This is a genomic window from Nonomuraea sp. NPDC004580 (genome assembly GCF_040609855.1).
Lineage (GTDB): Bacteria > Actinomycetota > Actinomycetes > Streptosporangiales > Streptosporangiaceae > Nonomuraea > Nonomuraea salmonea.
In genome coordinates this window covers 312270-334148 of record NZ_JBEXLH010000002.1, presented here as the reverse complement: position 1 = coordinate 334148, position 21879 = coordinate 312270, and the positions used below count along the sequence as shown (strand labels likewise).

Sequence of the window (21879 nt, the reverse complement as noted above, 5' to 3'; positions counted from 1 at the left end):
CCACGTGTCCCCTTCGGGTAGTCAGAAGTCGCGGTGCCGGATGCCGCGGCCCCGGGCGTGCCCGGGGTTCCAGGCCATGGTCAGGAAGGGACGGGCCCGCAAGGGGTTCCGCATCGGATGGATCTCAAGCGATTTACACGTGGGCCACTGCTGTGGATCCTGGGCATCGTCGTGCTGCTCCTCCTCGTCACCCAGCTCTGGAGTGGCGGTGGAAATTACAAGTCGGCCGACACGTCCTTGGTTCTCCAGCAGATTCGCGCCGGAAACGTCAGCAACGCCAAGATTGTCGACAAGGACAACCGGATCGAGGTGAAGCTCGTCAACCCGGTCGCGGTTGAGCCGGGCGGCACTCCGACCAACCTCATCCAGTCCGACTGGGTCACCGGCTACGGCAGCAAGCTGACCGACGAGCTGCAGGCCCAGGTCGACGCCGGCAAGACCAAGAGCTTCACCACCGAGGTGCCGCAGGAGAACATCCTGTTGAGCCTGCTGGTGAGCTTCCTGCCGATCGTCATCATCGTGCTGATCTTCCTGTTCATCATGAACCAGATGCAGGGCGGCGGCTCGCGGGTGATGAACTTCGGCAAGTCGAAGGCGAAGCTCATCACGAAGGACACCCCCAAGACCACGTTCGCCGACGTCGCGGGTGCCGACGAGGCCATCGAGGAGCTCCAGGAGATCAAGGAGTTCCTGCAGGCCCCGGCCAAGTTCCAGGCGATCGGCGCCAAGATCCCCAAGGGCGTGCTGCTGTACGGCCCGCCCGGCACCGGTAAGACGCTGCTGGCCCGCGCGGTCGCCGGCGAGGCCGGGGTGCCGTTCTACTCGATCTCGGGCTCCGACTTCGTCGAGATGTTCGTCGGTGTCGGCGCCTCCCGGGTGCGCGACCTGTTCGAGCAGGCGAAGGCCAACGCCCCCGCGATCATCTTCATCGACGAGATCGACGCCGTCGGCCGCCACCGCGGCGCCGGCCTGGGCGGCGGTCACGACGAGCGCGAGCAGACGCTCAACCAGCTGCTCGTCGAGATGGACGGCTTCGACGTCAAGGGCGGCGTGATCCTCATCGCCGCGACCAACCGGCCCGACATCCTCGACCCGGCGCTGCTGCGCCCCGGCCGCTTCGACCGTCAGGTCACGGTCGACCGCCCTGACCTCGAGGGCCGCAAGGGCATTCTCAAGGTCCACGGCCGCGGCAAGCCGTTCGCTCCCGACGTCGACCTCGACGTCATCGCGCGCCGCACCCCCGGGTTCACCGGCGCCGACCTGGCCAACGTGATCAACGAGGCGGCCCTGCTCACCGCGCGGGCCGACCAGAAGCTGATCACGATGGACGTCCTCGAGGAGTCGATCGACCGCGTCATGGCAGGGCCCGAGCGCAAGACGCGGGTCATGTCCGACAAGGAAAAGAAGATGATCGCCTACCACGAGGGCGGTCACGCACTGGTGGCGCACGCGCTGCCCAACTCCGACCCGGTCCACAAGATCACGATCCTGTCCCGCGGCCGCGCGCTCGGTTACACGATGACGCTGCCGATGGAGGACAAGTTCCTGGCCACCAGGTCCGAGATGATGGACCAGCTCGCGATGCTGCTCGGCGGCCGCGCGGCGGAGGAGCTCGTCTTCCACGAGCCCACCACCGGCGCCTCCAACGACATCGAGAAGGCCACGGCCGTCGCCCGCCGCATGGTCACCGAATACGGCATGAGCGAGCAGCTCGGCGCCCGTAAGTTCGGCACCGGCCAGGCGGAGGTGTTCCTGGGCCGCGAGATGGGCCACGAGCGCGACTACTCCGAGAAGATCGCCTCCACGATCGACGAGGAGGTCCGCCGGATGATCGAGACGGCGCACGACCAGGCATGGGACATCCTGGTCCAATACCGCGACGTGCTCGACAACCTGGTGCTGGAGCTCATGGAGAAGGAGACGCTCTCCCGCGAGCAGGTGCTGCAGATCTTCGCTCCCGTGGTGGTCAAGGAGCACCGCCCGTCCTACGCGGGCTACGGCAAGCGGCTGCCGTCCGACCGGCCGCCGATCCTGACCCCGAAGGAGCAGTCGGCCAACGGCTCGCTCACCTCGGGCCACCAGGATGCCCTGCCCTCCGGGGAAAGTACGTGACGCAGCACGACGTCGACCTCGGGCGGATCGAGAAGGCCGTACGCGAGATCCTCTACGCCATCGGCGAGGATCCCGACCGCGACGGCCTGGTCGAGACGCCCGCCAGGGTCGCCCGCGCGATGGCCGAGCAGTATTCGGGGCTCGGCCAGAAGCCGGAAGAGGTGCTCAACAAGGTCTTCGACGTCGATCACGACGAGATGGTGCTCGTGCGTGACATCGAGGTCTACTCGACCTGCGAGCACCACCTGGTCCCGTTCCACGGCCTGGCCCACGTGGGCTACATTCCCAACGCGAAGGGCCAGGTCACGGGCCTGTCGAAGCTGGCCAGGCTGGTCGACGTGTTCGCCCGCCGGCCGCAGGTGCAGGAGCGGATGACCTCGCAGATCGCCGACGCGCTCATGCGGGTGCTGGAGCCGCGTGGGGTGATCGTGGTGGTGGAGTGCGAGCACCTGTGCATGACGATGCGCGGCGTACGCAAGCCGGGCGCCAAGACGGTGACGTCGGCCGTGCGGGGCGACTTCCGTACGAGCGACAAGACCCGGTCCGAGGCCATGGCGCTCATCCTGGGGCGCTGATCAGGTCGCGCGCGGCGAACGGGGTACCCACGATGTCAGCAGGTGTGGGGAAGCGCCTAGGCTTGGCCCATGACTAGCGTGCCCATCAACGTGCCGGGAGGTGCGGATCGGTGCCTCGTCATGGGTGTGGTCAACGTGACGCCCGACTCGTTCTCCGACGGCGGCAGGTGGTTCGGCGCGGAGGCCGCCGTCCAGCACGGCTTCGACCTGGTGGGTCAGGGGGCCGACATCGTCGACGTGGGCGGCGAGTCCACCCGCCCTGGCGCGGCCCGGGTGCCGCTGGACGAAGAGCTGGCCAGGGTGGTCCCGGTGATCAGGGCGCTGGCCGCCGACGGCGTGGTGGTGAGCGTCGACACGATGCGGGCCGAGGTGGCGCGGGCGGCGGTCGAGGCGGGCGCGCGGCTCGTCAACGACGTCAGCGGCGGCCTGGCCGACCCGGAGATGCCACGCGTGGTGGCCGACACCGGCGTCTCCTACGTGGTGATGCACTGGCGGGGGCACAGCCACGACATGGAGTCCCGCGCCGTCTACACCGACGTGGTGACGGAGGTGCGCGAAGAGCTGAGCAAGCGGGTCGATCTGGTGATGGCAGAGGGCGTCACGGAGGAGCAGATCGTGCTCGACCCGGGCCTGGGCTTCGCCAAGAACGCCGAACACAACTGGGCGGTGCTGGCCGGCATCCCGCAACTCGCGGAGCTCGGCTTCCCGCTGCTCATCGGGGCTTCACGTAAACGGTTCCTGGGGCGCCTGCTGGCCGAACCCGACGGCACGCCCCGGCCGTTCAGTCGCAGCGACGACGCCACGCTGGCCGTGACCGCACTGGCCGCGCACGCCGGAGCCTGGTGCGTACGCGTGCACGAAGTAGGTCCCAATGCCGATGCCGTGCGCGTGGCCGCCGCATGGAAGAGAGCCGGAGCAGGCACATGAGCGTCGACACCGCCGCCATCGAGACGGTCAACCAGGAGTTCTACACCGCCATCGAGAGCGGCGACCTGGACAAGATGACCGAGATCTGGGCCGAGGACACCACCGACGACCAGGTGAGTTGCGTACACCCGGGCTGGACCCTGCTGTCGGGCCGCTCCGAGGTGCTGCGGTCGTGGGCCCTGATCATGGCCAACACCACCTATATCCAGTTCGTGCTGACCGACGTCAACACGACGGTGCTGGGTGACGTGGCCGTGCTGACCTGTGTGGAGAACATCCTGACCGCGGGGGAGGAGGGTGAGGCCAGTTTCGCCGCGGGCAAAGTGGTGGCCAGCAACGTCTACATCCGCACCTCTCAGGGCTGGCGGTTGTGGATGCACCACGGGTCGCCGGTGCTGCAGGCCGACGACGACGAGGAGGAGGAAGGCGAGCTTGAGCGCTGACCGCATCACCCTCAAGGGCCTGCGCGCCCGGGGCCGGCACGGCGTGCTCGCTGCCGAGCGTGAGCTCGGGCAGGAGTTCGTGGTGGACGCGACGCTGTTCCTCGACACCGCGCCGGCGGCGGCCGGTGACGACCTCACCAAGACGGTCCACTACGGGGAGCTGGCGCAGGCGCTGGCCGCGGTGGTGGAGGGCGAGCCGGTCGAGCTGATCGAGACGCTCGCGCAGCGGCTCGCCGACGTGTGCCTGGCCAACGAGCTGGTGCACAAGGCCGAGGTGAGCGTGCACAAACCGGCGGCGCCGATCCCGGTGCCGTTCGACGACGTGATCGTGACCATCGAGCGGAGCCGCGGATGAAGGTGGTCCTCTCTCTCGGCAGCAACCTGGGGCGCAGGTTCACGACCTTGCAGGACGCGCTGGACGCCCTGTTCGACGCGCCTGGCCTGAAGTTCGTCAAGGCGTCCCCGGTCTACGAGACCGACCCGGTGGGCGGTCCAGGCGGGCAGCGGCCCTACCTCAACGCGATCGTCATCGCGGAGACCACGCTGGAGCCGCGGACGCTGCTGGAGCGGGCGCTGGGCGTGGAGAACGCCTTCGGCCGCGAGCGCCTCGAGCGCTGGGGCCCGCGCACTCTCGACATCGACCTGATCGTGGTGGGCGACGTCGTCTCCGACGATCCCGAGCTGACGCTGCCGCATCCCCGGGCGCACGAGCGGGCGTTCGTGCTGGTGCCGTGGGCCGACTGCGACCCCGAGGGGGTGCTGCCCGGCAAGGGCGCGGTGGCGGGGCTGCTCGAAGGGCTCGACCGGCGGGGCGTACGCCTGCGCGAGGATCTCAAGCTGCAGAGGCCCGATTGAAGCCCACGTCCCCCGGCCCCCTCGTCGGCATCCTGGTCGTCGTCGCCCTCGCCACCTGGGCGGCGATCATGATGAGTGACTACGGCAGGCTGCCGCTGCTGCCGTGGACCGCCATCCCCACCCTGCTCCTGCTGGCGCTCGGCGAGGGCTACAGCGGCTGGGCCACCAAGGCCAGGCTCGCCCGCAAGCCGGGCACCAAGCCGGTCGAGCCGCTCGCGGTGGCCCGGCTGGCGGCGCTGGGCAAGGCGTCGGCGTACGCGGGTGCGGTGTTCGGCGGCGTCTTCGCCGGCTTCGCGCTCCACACGGTGCAGCTCCTCGACAGGGAGACGCCGCGCAGCGAGTTCTTCATCGCGACCGGCTCGTTCGTCTCCTGCGTGCTGCTCGTCTGCGCGGCCCTCTACCTGGAGCACTGCTGCCGGGTGCCGAAGAAGCCGGAGGACGAGGAGCGCCGCTAGCGCTCGTCGGGCAGGCCCTCCACGGCCCGCTGCTCGGCGGCGGCGAGGCGGTCGTGCCAGATCTCCCGCTGCAGCAGGCGCAGCGCGCGACGCAGCACGTCGCTGGGCCGTTCACCGTCCCGCAACGCGGTACGGATGATCCGCTCGTCTTCGGCGTTGGCCCGGAAGGCGATCTCAGCCATGCGTCGAGCTTATGGACCCGCCGACAGCCTTGTCCTGCGTTTGCCGGACGGGAGCCCGGCGCCGGCCGAAGAGGTAGATGACGGGCGTGGTGCAGATCAGCGGCCCGATGACGGCGATCGGGCGTTCGAGCCACCATTTCAGGTCGGGCGGGATCTGGTCGCCGAGCGTGCCGAAAAGCCACCACGACAGGCCCAGCGAGATGGCCATGCCGGTGGTGTGGAAGAGGAACAGCGGCAGCGAGTACCGGTTGATGAAGTCGTTGAGCCGCCGCCAGCGCGGCCGCTCCAGCACCTGCTCCATGGCCGGGCGCAGCACCTCGACGAGCCCGATCTGGAACAGCAGCAGCGCGACGATGACGAACGTGGGCGGCGCCATGTTCGACCACTTGTCGCCCGGCACGCCGACCATCGAGCCCGGATAGATGCCCGAGTACACCAGCCCGAACAGGGCGAACAGCCCGGTCCACAGCAGGGCGGCGTCGTAGCGGCGCGGCAGCTCCACGACCCGGTCGTAGAAGAAGCCGGCCTGGTGGGCGAGACCCCAGACGACGATCATGTTGAGCCAGCCGGCCCACTCCACGCCGTAGCGGAAGCGCAGCACGTCCACGACCAGCGCCGTGCCGCCGAGCCAGATCAGCGCGAGCACGTCGTAGCGGCGGTGCAGCCACAGCGCGACCGGCAGCAGCGCGATGAGCACGAGGTAGACGCCGAGGAACCACAGCGGGCTGAGCACCAGCAGCACCACCCGCCACATCCAGTCCACCTCGAACGTGTACGTCACCACCGCCCCGATGACGACCCACACCCCGGACAGGAACAGCGCGGGTAAGGCGAGCGCGCGGATGCGCCGCAGCACGAACGCGCCGATGCCGGCCCCCCGCCCCTTGGCCCGCCGCCACGACAGCAGGTGCACGTGCCCGCCGACGTAGAAGAACAGCGGCAGCACCTGCAGCAGCCAGGTGAGGATCCACAGCCCAGAGGTGAAGCCGAGCGGGCTGGTCGGCTCGGGGCCGTGCGGCTTCCATGCGAGGATGGTGAACGCCCAGTGCCAGACCACCACGACGATCAGGCTGAGCGCCCGCAGCCAGTCGACGTACTTGTCCCGTTGTTGCCCGCTCACTTGTCGATGTCACCCACGACGAAGAACATCGAGCCGAGGATGGCCACCATGTCGGCCACCAGGTGCCCAGGCAGCATCTCCCGCAGCACCTGGATGTTGCTGTACGACGCCGAGCGCAGCTTGAGCCGCCACGGCGTCTTGTCGCCCTTGGAGACCAGGTAGTAGCCGTTGATGCCGAGCGGGTTCTCGGTCCAGGCGTACGTGTGACCCTCCGGCACCTTCAGCACCTTGGGCAGCCGCTGGTTGATCGGCCCTGACGGCAGCGAGCGCAGCCGCTCGACGCAGGTCTCGGCCAGGTCGAGCGAGACCTTGAGCTGGTCGAGCAGCACCTCGAACCGCGCGTGGCAGTCGCCCGCGCCCCGCGTGACGACCTTCACCGGCAGCTCCCCATAGGCCAGGTACGGATCGTCGCGCCGCAGGTCGATGTCCACCCCGGAGGCACGGGCGATGGGGCCGCTGACGCCGTACTGCAGGATCTGCTCCCGCGTCAGCACCCCCACCCCCTTGGTGCGGGCGATGAAGATCTCGTTGTGCAGGATGAGGTTCTCGATGTCGGGCACCCGGCGACGGGTCTCCGCGACGGCCGCCGACACCCGGTCGAGCCAGCCCAGCGGCAGGTCCTCCTTGAGCCCGCCGACCCGGTTGAACATGTAGTGCATGCGCCCGCCGGAGATCTCCTCCATGACGGCCTGGATGCGCTCGCGCTCGTTGAAGGAGTAGAACAGCGGCGTCATCGCGCCCAGCTCAAGCGGGTAGGAGCCGAGGAACATCAGGTGGTTGAGCACCCGGTTGAGCTCGGCCAGCAGCGTGCGGGCCCAGACCGCGCGCACCGGCGGCTCCATGCCCAGCATGCGCTCGGCCGCGATGACCACGCCCAGTTCGTTCGCGAACCCCGACAGCCAGTCGTGCCGGTTGGCGAGCATGATGATCTGACGGTAGTCGCGCACCTCGAACAGCTTCTCCGCGCCCCGGTGCATGTAGCCGATGATCGGCTCGGCGGTGGCGATGCGCTCGCCGTCGAGCGTCAGCCGCAGCCGCAGCACGCCGTGGGTGGACGGGTGTTGCGGCCCGATGTTGAGGATCATGTCCTCGGTGGCCAGCTCTTTCGCGCCCGCGCCGATTCCGACCACACGTTCCGTCATACGGCCATGCTGCCACCGTCGTCGCTGGTGATCCAGCTAGGGGGTTGGTCAAGAGATGGCATGCGATGACATCCCATAGCCGGACAGGGGGAGGAATAGCTGGAACGGGGGGAGATAGGACCATGAAGAGAGTTCTCTTCGACATCGCGGCCCTGATCGCGCGCGTCATCACCGGCGTGATCTTCGTCGCGCACGGCTGGCAGAAGTGGCAGGGCGGGCACTCCGCGATCGCAAGCGGCTTCGGCGAGATGGGCATCCCGATGCCCGAGCTGGCCGCCGGGTACGCCATGGTCGTCGAACTCATCGGCGGGGTGCTACTGATCATCGGATTGGCGGTCCGCCCTGTGGCGCTGCTGCTGCTGGTCAACATGCTGGGCGCGATCATCTTCGCGCACTGGGGCAAGGGCGTTTTCGTGGGCGAAGGCGGCTGGGAGTTCGCGGCGGCACTCGCGGCGCTTTGCCTGCTGTTCCTGGCGCTGGGCGGCGGGCGCATCGGGATCGACGGCATCCTCTCGTCGATGTTCCGGCGGCGGCACGAACGCCGGGCCGCCGAGGAGGACCTGGTGTCGTACCGGCCGAACAGGACCGACACCACCACCGGCACGACCGGCTCTTACGGCGGCACGGACACCGGCTCCTACGGCGGGCCCACCACGCCCGCCCGGTCCACCACCGGGGAGCCGCCCGACGTCCCCAGGCAGCCGGGCGCGCCGCAGCAGGAGCCGCGGCAGAGCCGGCTCAACGACGAGGACATGCGGGAGATCGACTCCCTGGTCGCCGACGAGCCGCCCCAGCACCGCAAGCCACCGAACCGCTGAGTTCGGCGAGCGGGCCGCCGGCGAAGGCCGCCCGGAAGCGCACGCCCGTAAGGGCCGCCCGGTAAGGCCGCCCGGAAGGGCCGCCCGGTGCGGCCGCTGGACGTCAGCGTGCGACCAGGTCGCGCAGGGCCGACACCAGCCGGTCCACGTGCTCCTGCGTCGTGCCGATGCCGATCGAGGCCCGCACGGCGGACGCGGTGCCGTCCTCGCAGCCACCGTCGGCGGCGCCCAGCAGATGACGGACGAACGGGTGCGCGCAGAACTTCCCGTCGCGCACCCCGATGCCGTACTCGCCGGACAGCACCTCGGCCACCTCCCGCGCCGAGTACCCGGCCACGGTGAACGACACGATGCCGACCCGGGGGTGGTCGGGACCCCACAGGGACAGCTCGCGTACCCCGTCGATGGAGGCCAGCCCGGCACGCAGCCGCGCGATCAGCCGCTCCTCCTCGCGCACCAGCTCGGTCCAGCCGGTCGCGGTGAGCGCGTCGCAGGCCGCGGCCAGCGCGATGGCGCCCAGCACGTTGGGGGTGCCCGCCTCGTGGCGCGGCTCGGGGTCGTCGTGCCACTCGACGTTTGCGGCGCTCTCGCCGACCGAGCGGACGGCGCCGCCGCCCTTGAGGTACGGCTCGCCGTCGGCCAGCCAGTCCCGCCGCCCGACCAGCGCGCCCGCGCCGAACGGCGCGTACAGCTTGTGCCCGGAGAAGGCCACGTAGTCGAGGTCGAGCGCGGTCAGGTTGAGCCGCCGATGCGGTACGAGCTGCGCCGCGTCCACCAGGATCCGCGCGCCGTGCCGGTGCGCGATGTGGGCCAGGGCCGCGATGGGCCACAGCTCGCCGGTGACGTTGGAGGCGGCGGTGACGACGAGCAGCTTGGGCCCGTCGATGGCGGCGAGCGTCTCGTCGGCGGCGCGCACGGCCTCGCCGGGGAAGGCGGGCGGGGCCAGCCGGACCGCGTTCGGCCAGGGCAGCAGGGAGGCGTGGTGCTCGGTGTCGAAGACGACGGCCGTGGTGTCCTCGGGCAGGCAGCCGGCCAGCAGGTTGGTGGCGTCGGTGGTGTTGCGGGTGAAGATCACCGCGTCGTCGGGGCGGGCGCCGACGAAGGCGCGTACGGTGTGGCGAGCCTGCTCGTACCGGGCGGTGGTGAGCTGGGAGGCGTAGCCGGCGCCGCGGTGGACGCTGGAGTAGGCCGGGAGCGCGGCGGTGACGGCGGCGCTGACCGGCTCGAGACAGGGGGCGCTGGCGGCGTAGTCGAGGTTGGCGTAGCCGACCAGGCGGCCGCCCTTGACCGGCACTTCGAGGTCGGCGCCCAGGACGGCGGGGATCGGCCGGGCCTGCGTGGCGGGCGCCGGGGTCTCCTCGGCGGCACGGGCGTTGCTGAAGATCGTCAGAGTGGACACGGCGAACCTCCTCGGGGTCATCGGACCCCTGGAAGCAGCCGAGGAGCCCGCGCTTGCCCGCCACACCTCGTGACGGACCAGGTCTTCACCCGGGGCACCCCGCCGCGGACGCGAGGGTTGCCGGCCAGCTAGCCGGGGCTTGACGCTGGCACTCATGACCTACGAGGGGAACTATAACCGACACCCGGGCGGAAATCGCAAGCCGCGAACTTCTGCGTCCTCTTGCTCGTTGCTACCGGAAACCCGCCTGCCCTCGAGTCATGGAGGTACCCGATGCTCGACTGGGTGGCCGATCCGCAGATCTGGATCGGCTTTTTAACCCTGGTCGCCCTTGAGATCGTGCTGGGGATCGACAACATCATCTTCATCTCCATCCTCGCCGGGAAGCTGCCACCCGAGCAGCGCGACCGGGCCCGCGTGCTCGGCCTGGCCGCGGCACTCGTCAGCCGGCTGCTCCTGCTGTTGGGGCTGTCGTGGGTGGTGCAGCTCACCGAGCCGTTGTTCGAGGTCTTCGGTCATGAGATTTCGGGACGTGACCTGATCCTGCTGCTCGGCGGCCTGTTCCTGCTGGGCAAGAGCGTCACCGAGATCCACCACAACATGGAGGCGCCCCACGACAAGGACGGCAAGAAGCCCGCGGCCGTCTCCTTCACCTCCGTGATCCTGCAGATCATGGTGCTGGACATCGTGTTCTCGCTCGACTCGGTGATCACCGCGGTCGGCATGGTCGACGAGCTGGGCGTCATGGTCGCGGCGGTCGTCGTGGCCGTGGCCGTGATGCTGTTCGCGTCCGGGCCGATCAGCCGGTTCGTGGACAGCCACCCCACGATCAAGATGCTGGCGCTGGCGTTCCTGGTGCTCATCGGCGTGATGCTCGTCGCCGAGGGCCTCGACCAGCACATCCCCAAGGGCTACATCTACTTCGCGATGGCGTTCTCCGTCGTGGTCGAGCTGCTCAACATCCGGGTGCGGAGCAGGAACGCGAAGAAGGAGGCGTCCGCTTCTAAGATGAAATAGTGGGCTTTGATCCTTGGAATCCGGATTTCGTGGCGTACCCGTACCGCGTCTACGACGAGCTGCGCCGCGAGGCGCCCGTCAGCTACTTCGAGCCGACGGGCCAGTGGCTGATCTCCCGGCACGCCGACGTCAACGCGCTGCTCAGGGACCGCCGCCTGGGCCGGTCGTACTTGCACGTGGCCGGCCACGAGGAGTTCGGCAGGCCGCCGGAGCCGGAGTTCCAGGAGCCGTTCTGGCGCGTGATCAGGGCGGGCATGCTCGACGTGGAGCCGCCGGTGCACACGCGGTTGCGCCGGCTGGTCTCCAAGGCGTTCACGCCGCGCATGGTCGAGTCGCTGCGGCCCCGCGTCAGGGCCATGGCGGGCGAGCTCGTGGCCGCGTACGTCGAGAAGGGCGGCGGCGACCTCATCGCCGAGGTCGCCGAGCCGCTGCCGGTCACCGTCATCGCGGAGATGCTCGGCATCCCCGACGGCGACCGCCACCTGCTGCGCCCCTGGTCGGCCGACATCTGCGGCATGTACGAGCTCAACCCCACCCTGGAGGCCCAGCACACCGCCGTACGCGCGGCCACGGAGTTCTCCGGCTACCTCAAGGCGCTGGCCGCCGGCCGGCGCGCGAACCCCGGCGACGACCTCGTCAGCGCCCTCACCCAGATCGACGAGCTGACCGAGGACGAGCTGGTCGGCACCTGTGTGCTGCTGCTCAACGCCGGTCACGAGGCCACCGTGAACGTGACGGGCAACGGCTGGTGGTCGCTGTTCCGCAACCCGGCCGAGCTGGCCAGGCTGCGCGCCGACCGCTCGCTGCTGTCCACCGCGGTCGAGGAGCTGATGCGGTGGGACACGCCGCTGCAGATGTTCGAGCGGTGGGTGCTTGAGGACATCGAGGTGCACGGCGTACGCATCCCGCGCGGCTCGGAGGTGGCCCTGCTGTTCGGCTCGGCCAATAGGGACCCCGAGGTGTTCGCCGACCCTGACCGGCTCGACGTGGGCCGCGCCGACAACCCGCACATCTCGTTCGGCGCCGGCATCCACTTCTGCCTGGGCGCGCCGCTGGCCAGGATCGAGCTGGCGGAGTCGTTCGGCGCCCTGCTCGACCGCACGTCGAAGCTGGAGCTGCGCGAAGAGCCCGCATGGAAGCCCGGCTACGTCATCCGCGGCCTCCGCGCGCTGAACCTGACGGCCACCCCCGCCTGAAGCGGCGGACGCCCGCAGCCGGGCTTCGCCGGGGCGTGGCGGCGAGGGTCACTTGCTCTGGCTGAGCCAGCCGAAGCCGCCGAGCCCGGTCGCCTCCAGCAGCTCGCCCTCCTCCGAGGCCCGCGCGAGCGCGCGCAGGTAGCGGCGCGGATCGGTGCGGGCCAGGTCGAGGGGCGGCCGCGCGCCGGTCAGCCCCAGCTCGCGCAGCGCCTCGCGCTGTGTGGACAAGGCTGTGGATATCGCGCCGGCCCGGCGCCCGGCCTCGGCGCACGCGTCGAGTGCGACGTGTGCGGTGATGTCGCAGCTCCCGTCGGGTACGGGGGTCACGACCGACCCGTCCCGGTATCCGGTCAGCGTTCCACAGGGCGGACGGTTATCCACAGGATGTGCATAATCGATGGCGATCGCCCGGCCCCTGGTGAGACGGAGGAGAACGGACGCCCACGCCTCGTCACGCGGCCTGCCGATCTCGGCCCGCGCCCCCACCCGCGTCAGCGGCCACCACCGGTCGAGCCACTCGCGGTCGGCCGGCCGGAGCGGCCCGCCCAGGCGTTCCTCGCCGGTGTGCACCTCCACCATCACCACCCGGGGCCCGTCGGCGGTCTGCTCGACAACGTCGAGCGGCACGTTGTCGAGCCACTCGTTGGCGACGGCCAGCCCGGTGAAGCAGCACGGCAGCTCTCTCGACCAGCCGATCGCCTCGGGCAGGCCGGCGGGCCTGGGCGACAGCTCGATCGCCGTGACGCGCAGCCGGTCGCGCAGCGCGGGCTCGGCGCGTTCGAGGACCTCGGCGACCAGCACGCCCTCGCCCGCCCCGATGTCGACCAGGTCGAGCGCGTCGGGTTTGCCCAGCTCGGCGTCCACTTCCGCGAGCAGCGCCAGCACCGCCTCGGCGAAGGCCGGGGACGCGCTGACGGAGGTGCGGAAGTGGCCCGAGGGGCGTTCGCGGAGGTAGAAGCCCTCCTCGCCGTACAGCGCGCGCTCCGTCGCCGCGCGCCATGTGAGCCACATGCCTGGACTATCTCATGACTTCCCATCGCGACGCACTGTCATTGAATGACTACTCATTGTCGCAATCATGCGTTAGCGTTTACCTGTTGTCATCGAGTGATTGCGCTGTGCCGACCTCCAGGTGGCGCGGCTTTCACTCGCCGAAGAAACACCCCGCGGTCGTGCAGGCCGCGAAAGAGAGGAGCCCTCGTGCTGAAGAAGGTCATGGTCGTCACCGGAGCCGTCGCCATGCTCTCGCTGGCCGCCCCGGCGCACGCCGACATCACCAACGGCACCGGCGGCGTTGTCTCCGGCAACCAGCTCCACGTCCCGATCGTCGCTCCGATCAACGTCTGCGGAAACGCGGTCGCCGTCATCGGCCTCGCGGTCGCGGGCTGCAAGGGCGGCGCCAACGCCTACGCGCCCAGCCACCACTGAGCGCACCCATAGAGCCCGGGCCGGCGCAGGCCGGCCCGGGTTCATGTCCCGGCTGGTCGGTCGGCGGACGACCAGCCGGCGCACTCCCAAGGGGTCAGCGCGATCGCGGGCGTCGGGTCCACAGAGGACTCGGCGCCCGCTGCCTTCCTGCGATGGCCCCTCTCCTCATCTCTTCCGACAGGGGGTGCACCAGTTCGCATGCCCTTGTCCCTTTTGTCGTTAACTCAACGCGCGGCAAAACACCGGTCACACTCGCCACTCCGCGAGGCCGTTACCCTGGTCGGCAGTGCCATCACGTTGGTCAGGGGTGAGACGTCATGGACGCAGGGGACCGCCCGGCACGGCTGACCGTCGGCGTGCTGGGGGCCGGCAAGGTGGGCTCCGCACTCGGCGCGGCGCTCGCGCAGGCGGGCCACCGGGTGGTGGCCGCCAGCGGCGTTTCCGACAACTCCCAGAGATGGGCGGCCGAGCGCCTCGGCGTCTCGCCGTCCAGGCCCGACGAGGTGGTGGCGGCGGCGCAGCTGATCCTGCTCACCGTGCCCGACGACGCGCTGCCCGACCTGGTGGGCGGCCTGGCCAGCACGGGCGCCGACCTGCGGGGCAAGATGCTCGTCCACACCAGTGGCGCGTACGGCCTCTCGGTGCTCGACCCGGCGGCCGAGGCGGGCGCGCTGCCGCTGGCGCTGCACCCGGTGATGACGTTCACCGGCCGCGACGACGACCTCAACAAGCTCACCGGCATCTCCTACGGCGTGACCGCCCCCGACGTGCTGCGGCCGGTCGCCGAGGCGCTGGTGATCGAGATGGGCGGCGAGCCGGTCTGGATCGCCGACTCCGACCGCCCGCTCTACCACGCGGCCCTGGCCGGCGCCGCCAACCACATGGTCACGCTCATCGCCGAGTCGGGCGACCTGCTGCGCGGCATCGGCGTCGAGCATCCAGGCCGGATGCTGGGGCCGCTGCTCGGCGCCGCGCTCGACAACGTGCTGCGGCTCGGCATCGCGGGCCTGACCGGTCCCGTCGTCAGGGGAGACGCCGGCACCGTACGCAAACACGTCGACGCGCTCATCCTGGCCGCGCCCGAGGCGGCCGACGCCTACATCGCGCTGGCCAGGCTCACCGCCGACCGCGCGCTGGCGGCCGGGCTGCTCAAGCCGGAGGAGGCCGAGCGGCTGCTCGACGCACTGGGGGGCAATATATGGACCTGATTGTCGCGTTCGGAGGACTGTTATGGAGCTGATCGTCGCCAGGAACCGGGAAGACCTGGTCAAGGCGCGCCGTGGTGGCACGGTGGCGCTGGTGCCCACCATGGGCGCGCTCCACGAGGGGCACCGGTCGCTGATCAGGCAGGCCCGGGTGCGCGCCGATCAGGTCGTGGTCAGCATCTTCGTCAATCCCTTGCAGTTCGGCCCCAACGAGGATTTTTCGCGCTATCCCCGTACTTTTGATGCCGATCTGGACGTGTGCCGGGCCGAGGGCGTCGAGGTGGTCTTCCATCCCTCCGCCGAGGACATGTATCCGCCCGACCGCCAGGTCGGCGTCTCCTCCGGCGAGATGGGCCGCGTCGTCGAGGGGGCCGCGCGCCCGGGGCACTTCGACGGCGTGCTGACGGTCGTGCTCAAGCTGTTCAACCTGGTGCAGCCCGACCTCGCGGTCTTCGGGCAGAAGGACGCCCAGCAGCTCGCGCTCATCCGCCGCATGGTCGCCGACCTCGACCTGCCCATCGAGATCCTCGGCGCCCCCACCGTACGCGAGCCCGACGGCCTGGCCCTGTCCAGCCGCAACCGCTACCTGTCGGACGACGACCGGCAGGTGGCGCTGGCGCTGTCGCGGGCGCTGCGGGCCGGCGCCGCCCGGCTCATGCCGGACGAGATCAGGGCGGAGGCGCGCGAGGTGCTCGACGCGGCGGGTCCCGCGCTCGACGTCGACTACCTGGCGCTGGTCGATCCGGCCACGTTCGCCGAGGTCGATGACGACTTCGAGGGCCTGGCCGTGCTCGCGGTGGCGGCCAGGGTGGGGAGCACCCGGCTGATCGACAACGTCACCCTCACGCTGGGGCCGGCCGACCGTCCGTCCTGAGCACCCCCCGGGGCATGCTCACGCGCGCCCAGGCGTTATCGTCATAGTGACGAAATCGCCTCAGTGAGGAGACCCCCATGAGTGCACCGGCGATTCCCCTGCGTCTGACCGCTCCCGACCCGGGCTGGACCGTGGACGCGGATGTGGTCGTCGTGGGCTCCGGCGTCGCGGGCCTGACCGTGGCCCTGCGCTACGCCGAGCTGGAGCCGGCGGCCAAGGTTCTGGTCGTCACCAAGGACGGCCTGTCGTCCGGCTCGACCCGCTGGGCGCAGGGTGGCATCGCCGCCGTGCTCGACCCGCATGACACCCCCGAGGAACACCTGAACGACACGCTGGTCGCAGGGGTGGGGCTGTGCGACGTACGGGCGGTGCGCACGCTCGTCACCGACGGCCCGGGAGCGCTGCGGCGGCTGATGGCGAGGGGCGCGCGCTTCGACCGCACCGGCGACGGGGAGCTGCAGCTCGGCAGGGAGGGCGGGCACCGGCGGCGCAGGATCGTGCACGCCGGCGGCGACGCCACGGGCGCGGAGGTGCAGCGGGCCCTGGTCGAGGCGGTGCGCGCGGGCTCGATCGAGGTCATCGAGCACGCCCTGGTGCTCGACCTGATCAAGGACGCGCAGGGCCGGGCCAGGGGCGTGACCCTGCACGTCATGGGCGAGGGCGCGCGCGACGGCGTGGGCGCGGTGCACGCCAGGGCGGTGGTGCTGGCCACCGGCGGCATGGGCCAGGTCTACGCGGTCACCACCAACCCGGTCGTCTCCACCGCCGACGGCGTCGCGCTCGCGCTGCGGGCCGGTGCGGTGGTGCGCGACATCGAGTTCGTCCAGTTCCACCCCACCGTGCTCTGGCTGGGCGCGGGCTCGACGGGGCAGCAGCCGCTCATCTCCGAGGCGGTCAGGGGCGAGGGGGCCTTCCTCATCGACCACGAGGGCGAGCGGTTCATGACCGGCGTGCACGAGATGGCCGACCTCGCGCCGCGCGACGTCGTGACCAAGGCCATCACCCGCAGGATGCGCGAGACCGGGCGCGAGCACGTCTACCTCGACGGCCGCCACTTCGGCCGCGAGATGTGGGAGACGCGCTTCCCGACGATCTACGCGGCCTGCCGCGAGCACGGCATCGACCCGGTCACGGAGCCCATCCCGGTCGCGCCCGCGGCCCACTACGCCAGCGGCGGCGTCCGTACGGACCTGCGGGGCCGTACCAGCATCGACGGCCTGTACGCCTGCGGCGAGGTCTCCTGCACCGGCGTGCACGGCGCGAACCGGCTGGCCTCCAACTCGCTGCTCGAAGGGCTCGTCTTCGCCGAGCGCATCGCGGAGGACATCCACGCCGTACGCCCGTCGCCCGGCGACCCGGTGCCCGCCTCCGCCCAGGAGGGGCTGGTGGACCCCCGGGTCAGGTCCAGGGTCCAGGCTCACATGAGCGCGGGCGCGAGCGTGCTGCGCAGCCGCGAGTCGCTCATGCAGACCGCCAGGGCGCTGCGCGACGCCCGGTGGACGCCGGTGGCGGTGCCGCCGCGTACCGAGTCGTGGGAGGCCACGAACCTGCTCACGGTGGCCACCGCGCTCACCGGTGCGGCGGCGGCCCGGCTGGAGACGCGCGGCTCGCACTGGCGCGAGGACCACGACGTACGCGACGACAACGAGTGGCTCGGCCACCTGGACGTGACGCTGACCGAGGAGGGGCTGCGCATGACGTACACGCCGCATGAGGACACGATGCCCGCGCGCCTGGCGCAGGAGCTGACGGCGGCCGGGCTCGACCCGGCCGAGGTGGACGCGCTGATCGCCCGCGCCCTGGAGGAGGACCTCCAGGAGGCGGGCGACGTGACGAGCCTGGCCACGATCCCGGCGGAGCAGCGGGCGGTCGCCGACGTGGTGGCGCGCAAGGACGGCGTGGTGGCCGGGCTGGCCGTGGCCGAGGCGGTGTTCGTCCGGCTGGGCGCGGCGCGGGCCGAGCGGACGGCCAAGGACGGCGAGCGGGTCAGGGCGGGCGACGTGCTGATGACGCTGGAGGGCCCGGTGCGCGGGCTGCTGACGGCCGAGCGCACCGCGCTCAACCTGCTCACCCACCTGTCCGGGGTGGCCACGCTGACCGGCCGCTGGGTGGAGGAGATCAACGGTACGGGCGCGCGGGTGCGCGACAGCCGCAAGACGCTGCCGGGACTGCGGGCGCTGGAGAAGTACGCGGTGCGCTGCGGCGGCGGCGTCAACCACCGGATGTCGCTGTCGGACGCGGCGCTGATCAAGGACAACCACGTGGTGGCGGCGGGAGGCGTGGCCGAGGCGTTCAGGGCGGTCAGGGAGCGGTACCCGGACCTGCCGATCGAGGTGGAGATCGACCGGCTGGACCAGCTGGACCCGGTGCTCGACGAGGGCGCCGAGCTGATCCTGCTGGACAACTTCACGGTCGAGGACACCGCGCGTGCCGTACAAGTTGTGAAAAATCGGGCGAAAAACAGGGTTGCTCTTGAGGCGAGTGGGGGATTGACCTTGGAATCGGCCCGTGATGTGGCGGACACTGGCGTCGACTACCTTGCGGTGGGAGCGCTAACGCACTCAGCGCCGGCCCTTGACATCGCACTGGATCTGCGGGGGTAATTGATGCTGCTCACGATCGACGTCGGCAACACGCACACGGTGCTGGGACTGTTCGAGGGCGAGGACGTCATCGAGCATTGGCGGCTCGCCACCGACGCCCGCCGCACCGCCGACGAGATCGCGGTCGTCCTCCAAGGGCTGCTGGCCCAGTCGCCGCTGCTCAAGGGGGCCGACGTCGACGGCATCGCCATCTGTTCCACCGTGCCGAGCGTGCTCAACGAGATGCGCGAGATGTGCCGCCGCTACTACGGCGACGTGACCGCGGTGATCGTTGAGCCGGGCATCCGCACCGGCGTGCCCGTACGCATGGACAACCCCAAAGAGGTCGGCAGCGACCGCATCGTGAACGCGCTGGCCGCCATCGACCAGTACGGCGGCCCCTGCGTCATCGTCGACTTCGGCACCGCCACGTCGTTCGACGCGGTCTCCGCCAAGGGCGAATACGTCGGGGCGGTCACCGCGCCCGGCATCGAGATCTCCGTGGACGCCCTGGCCGCGGCCGGAGCCCAGCTGCACAAGGTCGAGCTGGTCAGGCCGCGCTCGGTGATCGCCAAGAACACCGTCGAGGCCCTGCAGGCCGGCATCATCTACGGCTTCGCGGGCCAGGTGGACGGCATCGTCGAGCGCATGGCCGCCGAACTCGCCGACGACCCCGACGACGTCACCGTGGTGGCCACCGGCGGCCACGCGGCCCTCGTGGTGGGCGAGTCGCGCTCGATCGACGTGCACGAGCCGTGGCTGACCCTCATCGGGCTGCGGCTGATCTACCACAGGAACGCCGGCTGATCCCCGTACACGTGGAAGAGCGGCCCCCCGCCGATGCGGGGGGCCGCTCGCGTTCCTGCCACGGTCAGTGGCGGGCGGAGTAGATGTAGTCCCAGCGGCCGCAGTTCGTCGGCCACGCGTTGTGCTGCGGGCCGGCCTGGCAGACCTGCACCCGCACGGCCGAGACGTCCTCGACCTCGAAGCGGAAGCGCTCGAAGCCGGGGTAGCCGCAGTACTTGTCGGTGTAGACCGTGTCCCAGCCGCTGCGGAACTCGCGGGCCTGGAAGGTGACGAACGCGCACTTGCCGCCGCGGCGGTAGGTGCGGTTGTCGCGGTCGTAGAGGCGGCCGGCGACGCTGACCTCGTTGTGGGTGCCGCGCCGGTTCCAGTCGACGCCGATCCAGCCCTCGGCCTTGGCCAGGCCGAACTTGGCGTAGACGGGGCCCCAGCTGTCGGAGGAGTCCCGGTGGTGGTCGAAGCCGGAAGCCTGAGCGGCGGTGGGAAGTGACAGGGCGAGAGCGGTCGTCGCGGCGGCGGCCAGGAGCCCTGTGGCGATCTTCTTGAACATCTTCTCTCCTTGAGCTCCCTGGGCCGGCTCCCTACCGGCTCCCCCCTGAGCTCGTGAGATATTGGTAAGCCAGGGCTCTTGCAGAGGATCTACAGCAGGCCGACGAGCCCTTGCAGTTCGCCATATCCCCTACCCTTTGATGTTGTGAGCGACGAACTTCCCGAGCAGATGCGCATCCGGAGGGAGAAGCTCGACCGCCTTCGCAGCGAGGGCGTCGACCCTTACCCGGTGAATTTCCCACGCACGGCCACCAACGCCGAGGTCAGGGAGAAATACCAGGGCCTGGAGCCCGACACCTCGACCGGCGACAGGGTCGCGGTCGCGGGGCGCGTCATGCTCAACCGCGTGGGCGGCAAGCTCTGCTTCGCCACCCTCCGCGACGGAGGCGGCGACCTGCAGGTGATGATCTCCCTCGACAAGGTGGGCGAGGAGTCGCTGGCGAGCTGGAAGCGCGACGTCGACCTCGGTGACCACGTCGGCGTGAGCGGCGAGGTCATCACCTCGCGGCGCGGCGAGCTGTCCATCCTGGCCGACAGCTGGCAGATCACCGCCAAGTGCCTGCGCCCGCTGCCGGAGAAGCACATCGGCCTCACCGACCCCGAGGCGCGGGTGCGCCAGCGCTACGTCGACCTCATCGTCAACGACGAGGCCAGGAAGATGGCCAGGGTCCGCAGCGCCACCGTGCGCGCGGTGCGCGACTTCTGGCACGAAGAGGGCTACCTCGAGGTCGAGACGCCGATGCTGCAGCCGATCCACGGCGGCGCGGCGGCCAGGCCGTTCAAGACCCACATCAACGCCTACGACATGGAGCTCTACCTTCGCATCGCGATCGAGCTCTATCTGAAGCGGCTCGTGGTGGGCGGCATCGAGAAGGTCTTCGAGATCAACCGGAACTTCCGCAACGAAGGCGCCGACTCGACCCACAACCCCGAGTTCACGATGCTCGAGGCCTACGGCACCTACCTCGACTACAACGACATGGCCGACCTGACCCAGCGCATGTACCAGAAGGCCGTGGTGGCCGCGCTCGACACCACGGTGGTCGTGCACGACGGGCAGGAGATCGACCTCGGCATCGCCGAGTGGCCGCGCATCACGCTCTACGGCGCGGTCTCGCAGGCCGTGGGCGAGGAGATCACCACCTCCACCACCCTTGAGGAGCTGCGCAAGCTGGCCGACCGCCGCGAGGTCCACTGGGACCCGAAGTGGGGCTCGGGCAAGCTCGTGCAGGAGCTGTTCGAGGCGCTGGTCGAGCACACGCTGGTGCAGCCGACGTTCGTCATGGACTATCCGCTGGAGACCTCGCCGCTGACCCGCCAGCACCGCGACGACCCGCTGCTGACCGAGAAGTGGGACCTCATCGGGTTCGGCACCGAGCTCGGCACCGCCTACTCCGAGCTGATCGACCCGATCGAGCAGCGGCGCCGGCTGGTCGAGCAGTCGCTGCTGGCCGCCGGCGGTGACCCCGAGGCCATGCAGCTCGACGAGGACTTCCTGCAGGCGCTCGAATACGCCATGCCGCCGACCGGGGGCATGGGCGCCGGCATCGACCGGATGATCATGGCGTTCACCGGCAAGAACATCCGCGAGACCATCCTGTTCCCGCTGGTCAAGCCCAGCCACTGAGCCCTGTCATTGTTATTGGGCCCAGTCATTGAGCCCAGTCATTGAGCCCACTCATCGGGAACGGTCACGGCGGCGCTGCCCTGAGGGCGGCGCCGCCTTTTCACGTGCGCGGTCAGGGCACTTCTTGACTCCTGCGCCGAACTACATTCTGGTCGGCCGCTTTCCGACATCTGATCGTCTGTAAGCACCTGGTCAAGTTCGCAGTCCCGCAGGCAGGTCGGGCGCGCAGGCGCGGACGACTCCGCCGCGTGGCCAGGGGCGGCCGTCACGAGCCGGCCCGTGACGAGGCCGCGCCGCCCGGGAACACCTCACCGACCGGCCGTTCCGTCGTGCTGCCCGTGCGTCTGTCGGGCGGCTTCTCATGGGTGGGAAGAGAAAGATCGAAAGGCGTTCGGGGCCGATTTTCGCGTTGCGCAGGCCTGCTATTTGGCGGCGTTCTGTAGCGCTTTATCGCCAGGGCGTCACATATTTCGGATCATGTCAATAGCGCTGGTCAAGCCACACGGTTGTCATGCTTGACGACCTTTCCAGGATGCGTTTACGGTCTGCGAGGAGCAACCTGGGTCCGG

The 21879-nt window shown here is 70.2% G+C and carries 22 protein-coding genes and 1 riboswitch; of the genes, 16 read left to right on the top strand and 6 right to left on the bottom strand.

Annotated elements, in window-relative coordinates:
• Positions 1–117 precede the first annotated feature (117 nt).
• The 7 genes from ftsH (at position 118) to ABZW11_RS04685 (ending at position 5367) form a co-directional block, all read left to right on the top strand.
• Complete coding sequence (gene ftsH / locus ABZW11_RS04715) at positions 118–2112, top strand: ATP-dependent zinc metalloprotease FtsH (protein ID WP_355412651.1); 1995 nt, start codon at positions 118–120, stop codon at positions 2110–2112.
• Positions 2109–2687 carry a GTP cyclohydrolase I FolE gene (gene folE / locus ABZW11_RS04710; RefSeq protein WP_355412649.1) on the top strand — a complete coding sequence of 193 codons (579 nt, stop codon included), beginning with the start codon at positions 2109–2111 and terminating at the stop codon, positions 2685–2687. The genes ftsH and folE overlap by 4 nt, the downstream gene beginning before the upstream one ends.
• Before the next feature lie 120 nt (positions 2688–2807).
• The gene (gene folP, locus ABZW11_RS04705; protein WP_355412856.1) at positions 2808–3614 is read left to right on the top strand and encodes a dihydropteroate synthase; all 807 of its coding nucleotides are present in this window, start codon (positions 2808–2810) and stop codon (positions 3612–3614) included.
• Positions 3611–4057: a nuclear transport factor 2 family protein gene (locus tag ABZW11_RS04700; RefSeq protein WP_355412647.1), complete on the top strand. Its 447-nt coding sequence runs from the start codon at positions 3611–3613 to the stop codon at positions 4055–4057. Before folP ends, ABZW11_RS04700 begins: the two co-directional genes overlap by 4 nt.
• On the top strand, positions 4047–4412 hold the full coding sequence (gene folB / locus ABZW11_RS04695; RefSeq protein ID WP_345392389.1) for a dihydroneopterin aldolase: 366 nt from the start codon (positions 4047–4049) through the stop codon (positions 4410–4412). The genes ABZW11_RS04700 and folB overlap by 11 nt, the downstream gene beginning before the upstream one ends.
• A complete protein-coding gene (folK, locus tag ABZW11_RS04690) occupies positions 4409–4912 on the top strand; it encodes a 2-amino-4-hydroxy-6-hydroxymethyldihydropteridine diphosphokinase (protein WP_355412645.1) in 504 nt (167 codons plus the stop codon). The genes folB and folK overlap by 4 nt, the downstream gene beginning before the upstream one ends.
• The gene (locus ABZW11_RS04685; RefSeq protein WP_355412643.1) at positions 4909–5367 is read left to right on the top strand and encodes a DUF3180 domain-containing protein; all 459 of its coding nucleotides are present in this window, start codon (positions 4909–4911) and stop codon (positions 5365–5367) included. Before folK ends, ABZW11_RS04685 begins: the two co-directional genes overlap by 4 nt.
• Here the strand turns inward: ABZW11_RS04685 and ABZW11_RS04680 are convergent.
• From ABZW11_RS04680 to ABZW11_RS04670, 3 genes are read right to left on the bottom strand one after another with little or no spacing between them, the layout of a single operon-like run.
• On the bottom strand, positions 5364–5549 hold the full coding sequence (locus ABZW11_RS04680; RefSeq protein WP_355412641.1) for a hypothetical protein: 186 nt from the start codon (positions 5547–5549) through the stop codon (positions 5364–5366). The two genes, ABZW11_RS04685 and ABZW11_RS04680, sit on opposite strands and share 4 nt — an antisense overlap.
• Positions 5542–6669 (bottom strand): acyltransferase, encoded by a 1128-nt coding sequence (locus tag ABZW11_RS04675; protein ID WP_355412639.1) that lies wholly within the window; start codon positions 6667–6669, stop codon positions 5542–5544. The genes ABZW11_RS04680 and ABZW11_RS04675 overlap by 8 nt, the downstream gene beginning before the upstream one ends.
• Complete coding sequence (locus tag ABZW11_RS04670) at positions 6666–7811, bottom strand: NADH-quinone oxidoreductase subunit D (RefSeq protein WP_355412637.1); 1146 nt, start codon at positions 7809–7811, stop codon at positions 6666–6668. Before ABZW11_RS04670 ends, ABZW11_RS04675 begins: the two co-directional genes overlap by 4 nt.
• Positions 7812–7933: 122 nt before the next feature.
• Here ABZW11_RS04670 and ABZW11_RS04665 point away from each other — a divergent pair, with 122 nt between their 5' ends.
• Positions 7934–8629, top strand: a complete 696-nt coding sequence (locus tag ABZW11_RS04665) for a DoxX family protein (protein ID WP_355412636.1) — start codon at positions 7934–7936, stop codon at positions 8627–8629.
• A gap of 103 nt (positions 8630–8732) precedes the next feature.
• Here ABZW11_RS04665 and ABZW11_RS04660 read toward each other — a convergent pair whose 3' ends face one another.
• Positions 8733–10028 (bottom strand): aminotransferase class V-fold PLP-dependent enzyme, encoded by a 1296-nt coding sequence (locus ABZW11_RS04660; RefSeq protein ID WP_355412635.1) that lies wholly within the window; start codon positions 10026–10028, stop codon positions 8733–8735.
• 44 nt (positions 10029–10072) lie between these two features.
• Positions 10073–10188, bottom strand: a riboswitch (SAM riboswitch).
• Positions 10189–10301: 113 nt separating this feature from the next.
• On the opposite strand from ABZW11_RS04660, the gene ABZW11_RS04655 reads away from it, so the two are divergent.
• Together ABZW11_RS04655 and ABZW11_RS04650 are read left to right on the top strand one after the other, a co-directional pair.
• Entirely contained in the window at positions 10302–11045 is a 744-nt protein-coding gene (locus ABZW11_RS04655) for a TerC family protein (RefSeq protein WP_355412633.1), read from the top strand.
• The gene (locus ABZW11_RS04650; RefSeq protein ID WP_355412631.1) at positions 11045–12241 is read left to right on the top strand and encodes a cytochrome P450; all 1197 of its coding nucleotides are present in this window, start codon (positions 11045–11047) and stop codon (positions 12239–12241) included. Before ABZW11_RS04655 ends, ABZW11_RS04650 begins: the two co-directional genes overlap by 1 nt.
• Positions 12242–12289: 48 nt before the next feature.
• On the opposite strand, the gene ABZW11_RS04645 is transcribed toward ABZW11_RS04650, so the two are convergent.
• Positions 12290–13252, bottom strand: coding sequence for an SAM-dependent methyltransferase (locus ABZW11_RS04645; RefSeq protein WP_355412629.1), 963 nt, complete (start codon positions 13250–13252; stop codon positions 12290–12292).
• Positions 13253–13441: 189 nt separating this feature from the next.
• Here ABZW11_RS04645 and ABZW11_RS04640 point away from each other — a divergent pair, with 189 nt between their 5' ends.
• The 5 genes from ABZW11_RS04640 to ABZW11_RS04620 all read left to right on the top strand — a co-directional run bounded on the left by ABZW11_RS04640 (position 13442) and on the right by ABZW11_RS04620 (position 19137).
• On the top strand, positions 13442–13669 hold the full coding sequence (locus ABZW11_RS04640; RefSeq protein WP_355412627.1) for a chaplin family protein: 228 nt from the start codon (positions 13442–13444) through the stop codon (positions 13667–13669).
• A 317-nt stretch (positions 13670–13986) separates the two neighbouring features.
• Positions 13987–14877: a DUF2520 domain-containing protein gene (locus ABZW11_RS04635; protein ID WP_355412625.1), complete on the top strand. Its 891-nt coding sequence runs from the start codon at positions 13987–13989 to the stop codon at positions 14875–14877.
• A 22-nt stretch (positions 14878–14899) separates the two neighbouring features.
• Positions 14900–15748, top strand: coding sequence for a pantoate--beta-alanine ligase (gene panC, locus ABZW11_RS04630; RefSeq protein ID WP_355412623.1), 849 nt, complete (start codon positions 14900–14902; stop codon positions 15746–15748).
• A gap of 77 nt (positions 15749–15825) precedes the next feature.
• Positions 15826–18351 (top strand): L-aspartate oxidase, encoded by a 2526-nt coding sequence (locus ABZW11_RS04625; protein ID WP_355412621.1) that lies wholly within the window; start codon positions 15826–15828, stop codon positions 18349–18351.
• Between the two features lie 3 nt (positions 18352–18354).
• A complete protein-coding gene (locus ABZW11_RS04620; RefSeq protein ID WP_355412619.1) occupies positions 18355–19137 on the top strand; it encodes a type III pantothenate kinase in 783 nt (260 codons plus the stop codon).
• Positions 19138–19201: 64 nt separating this feature from the next.
• Here the strand turns inward: ABZW11_RS04620 and ABZW11_RS04615 are convergent, their stop codons facing one another.
• Positions 19202–19684 (bottom strand): hypothetical protein, encoded by a 483-nt coding sequence (locus tag ABZW11_RS04615; protein ID WP_355412617.1) that lies wholly within the window; start codon positions 19682–19684, stop codon positions 19202–19204.
• Between the two features lie 144 nt (positions 19685–19828).
• On the opposite strand from ABZW11_RS04615, the gene lysX reads away from it, so the two are divergent.
• Entirely contained in the window at positions 19829–21310 is a 1482-nt protein-coding gene (gene lysX / locus ABZW11_RS04610; RefSeq protein WP_355412615.1) for a bifunctional lysylphosphatidylglycerol synthetase/lysine--tRNA ligase LysX, read from the top strand.
• Positions 21311–21879: the final 569 nt, after the last annotated feature.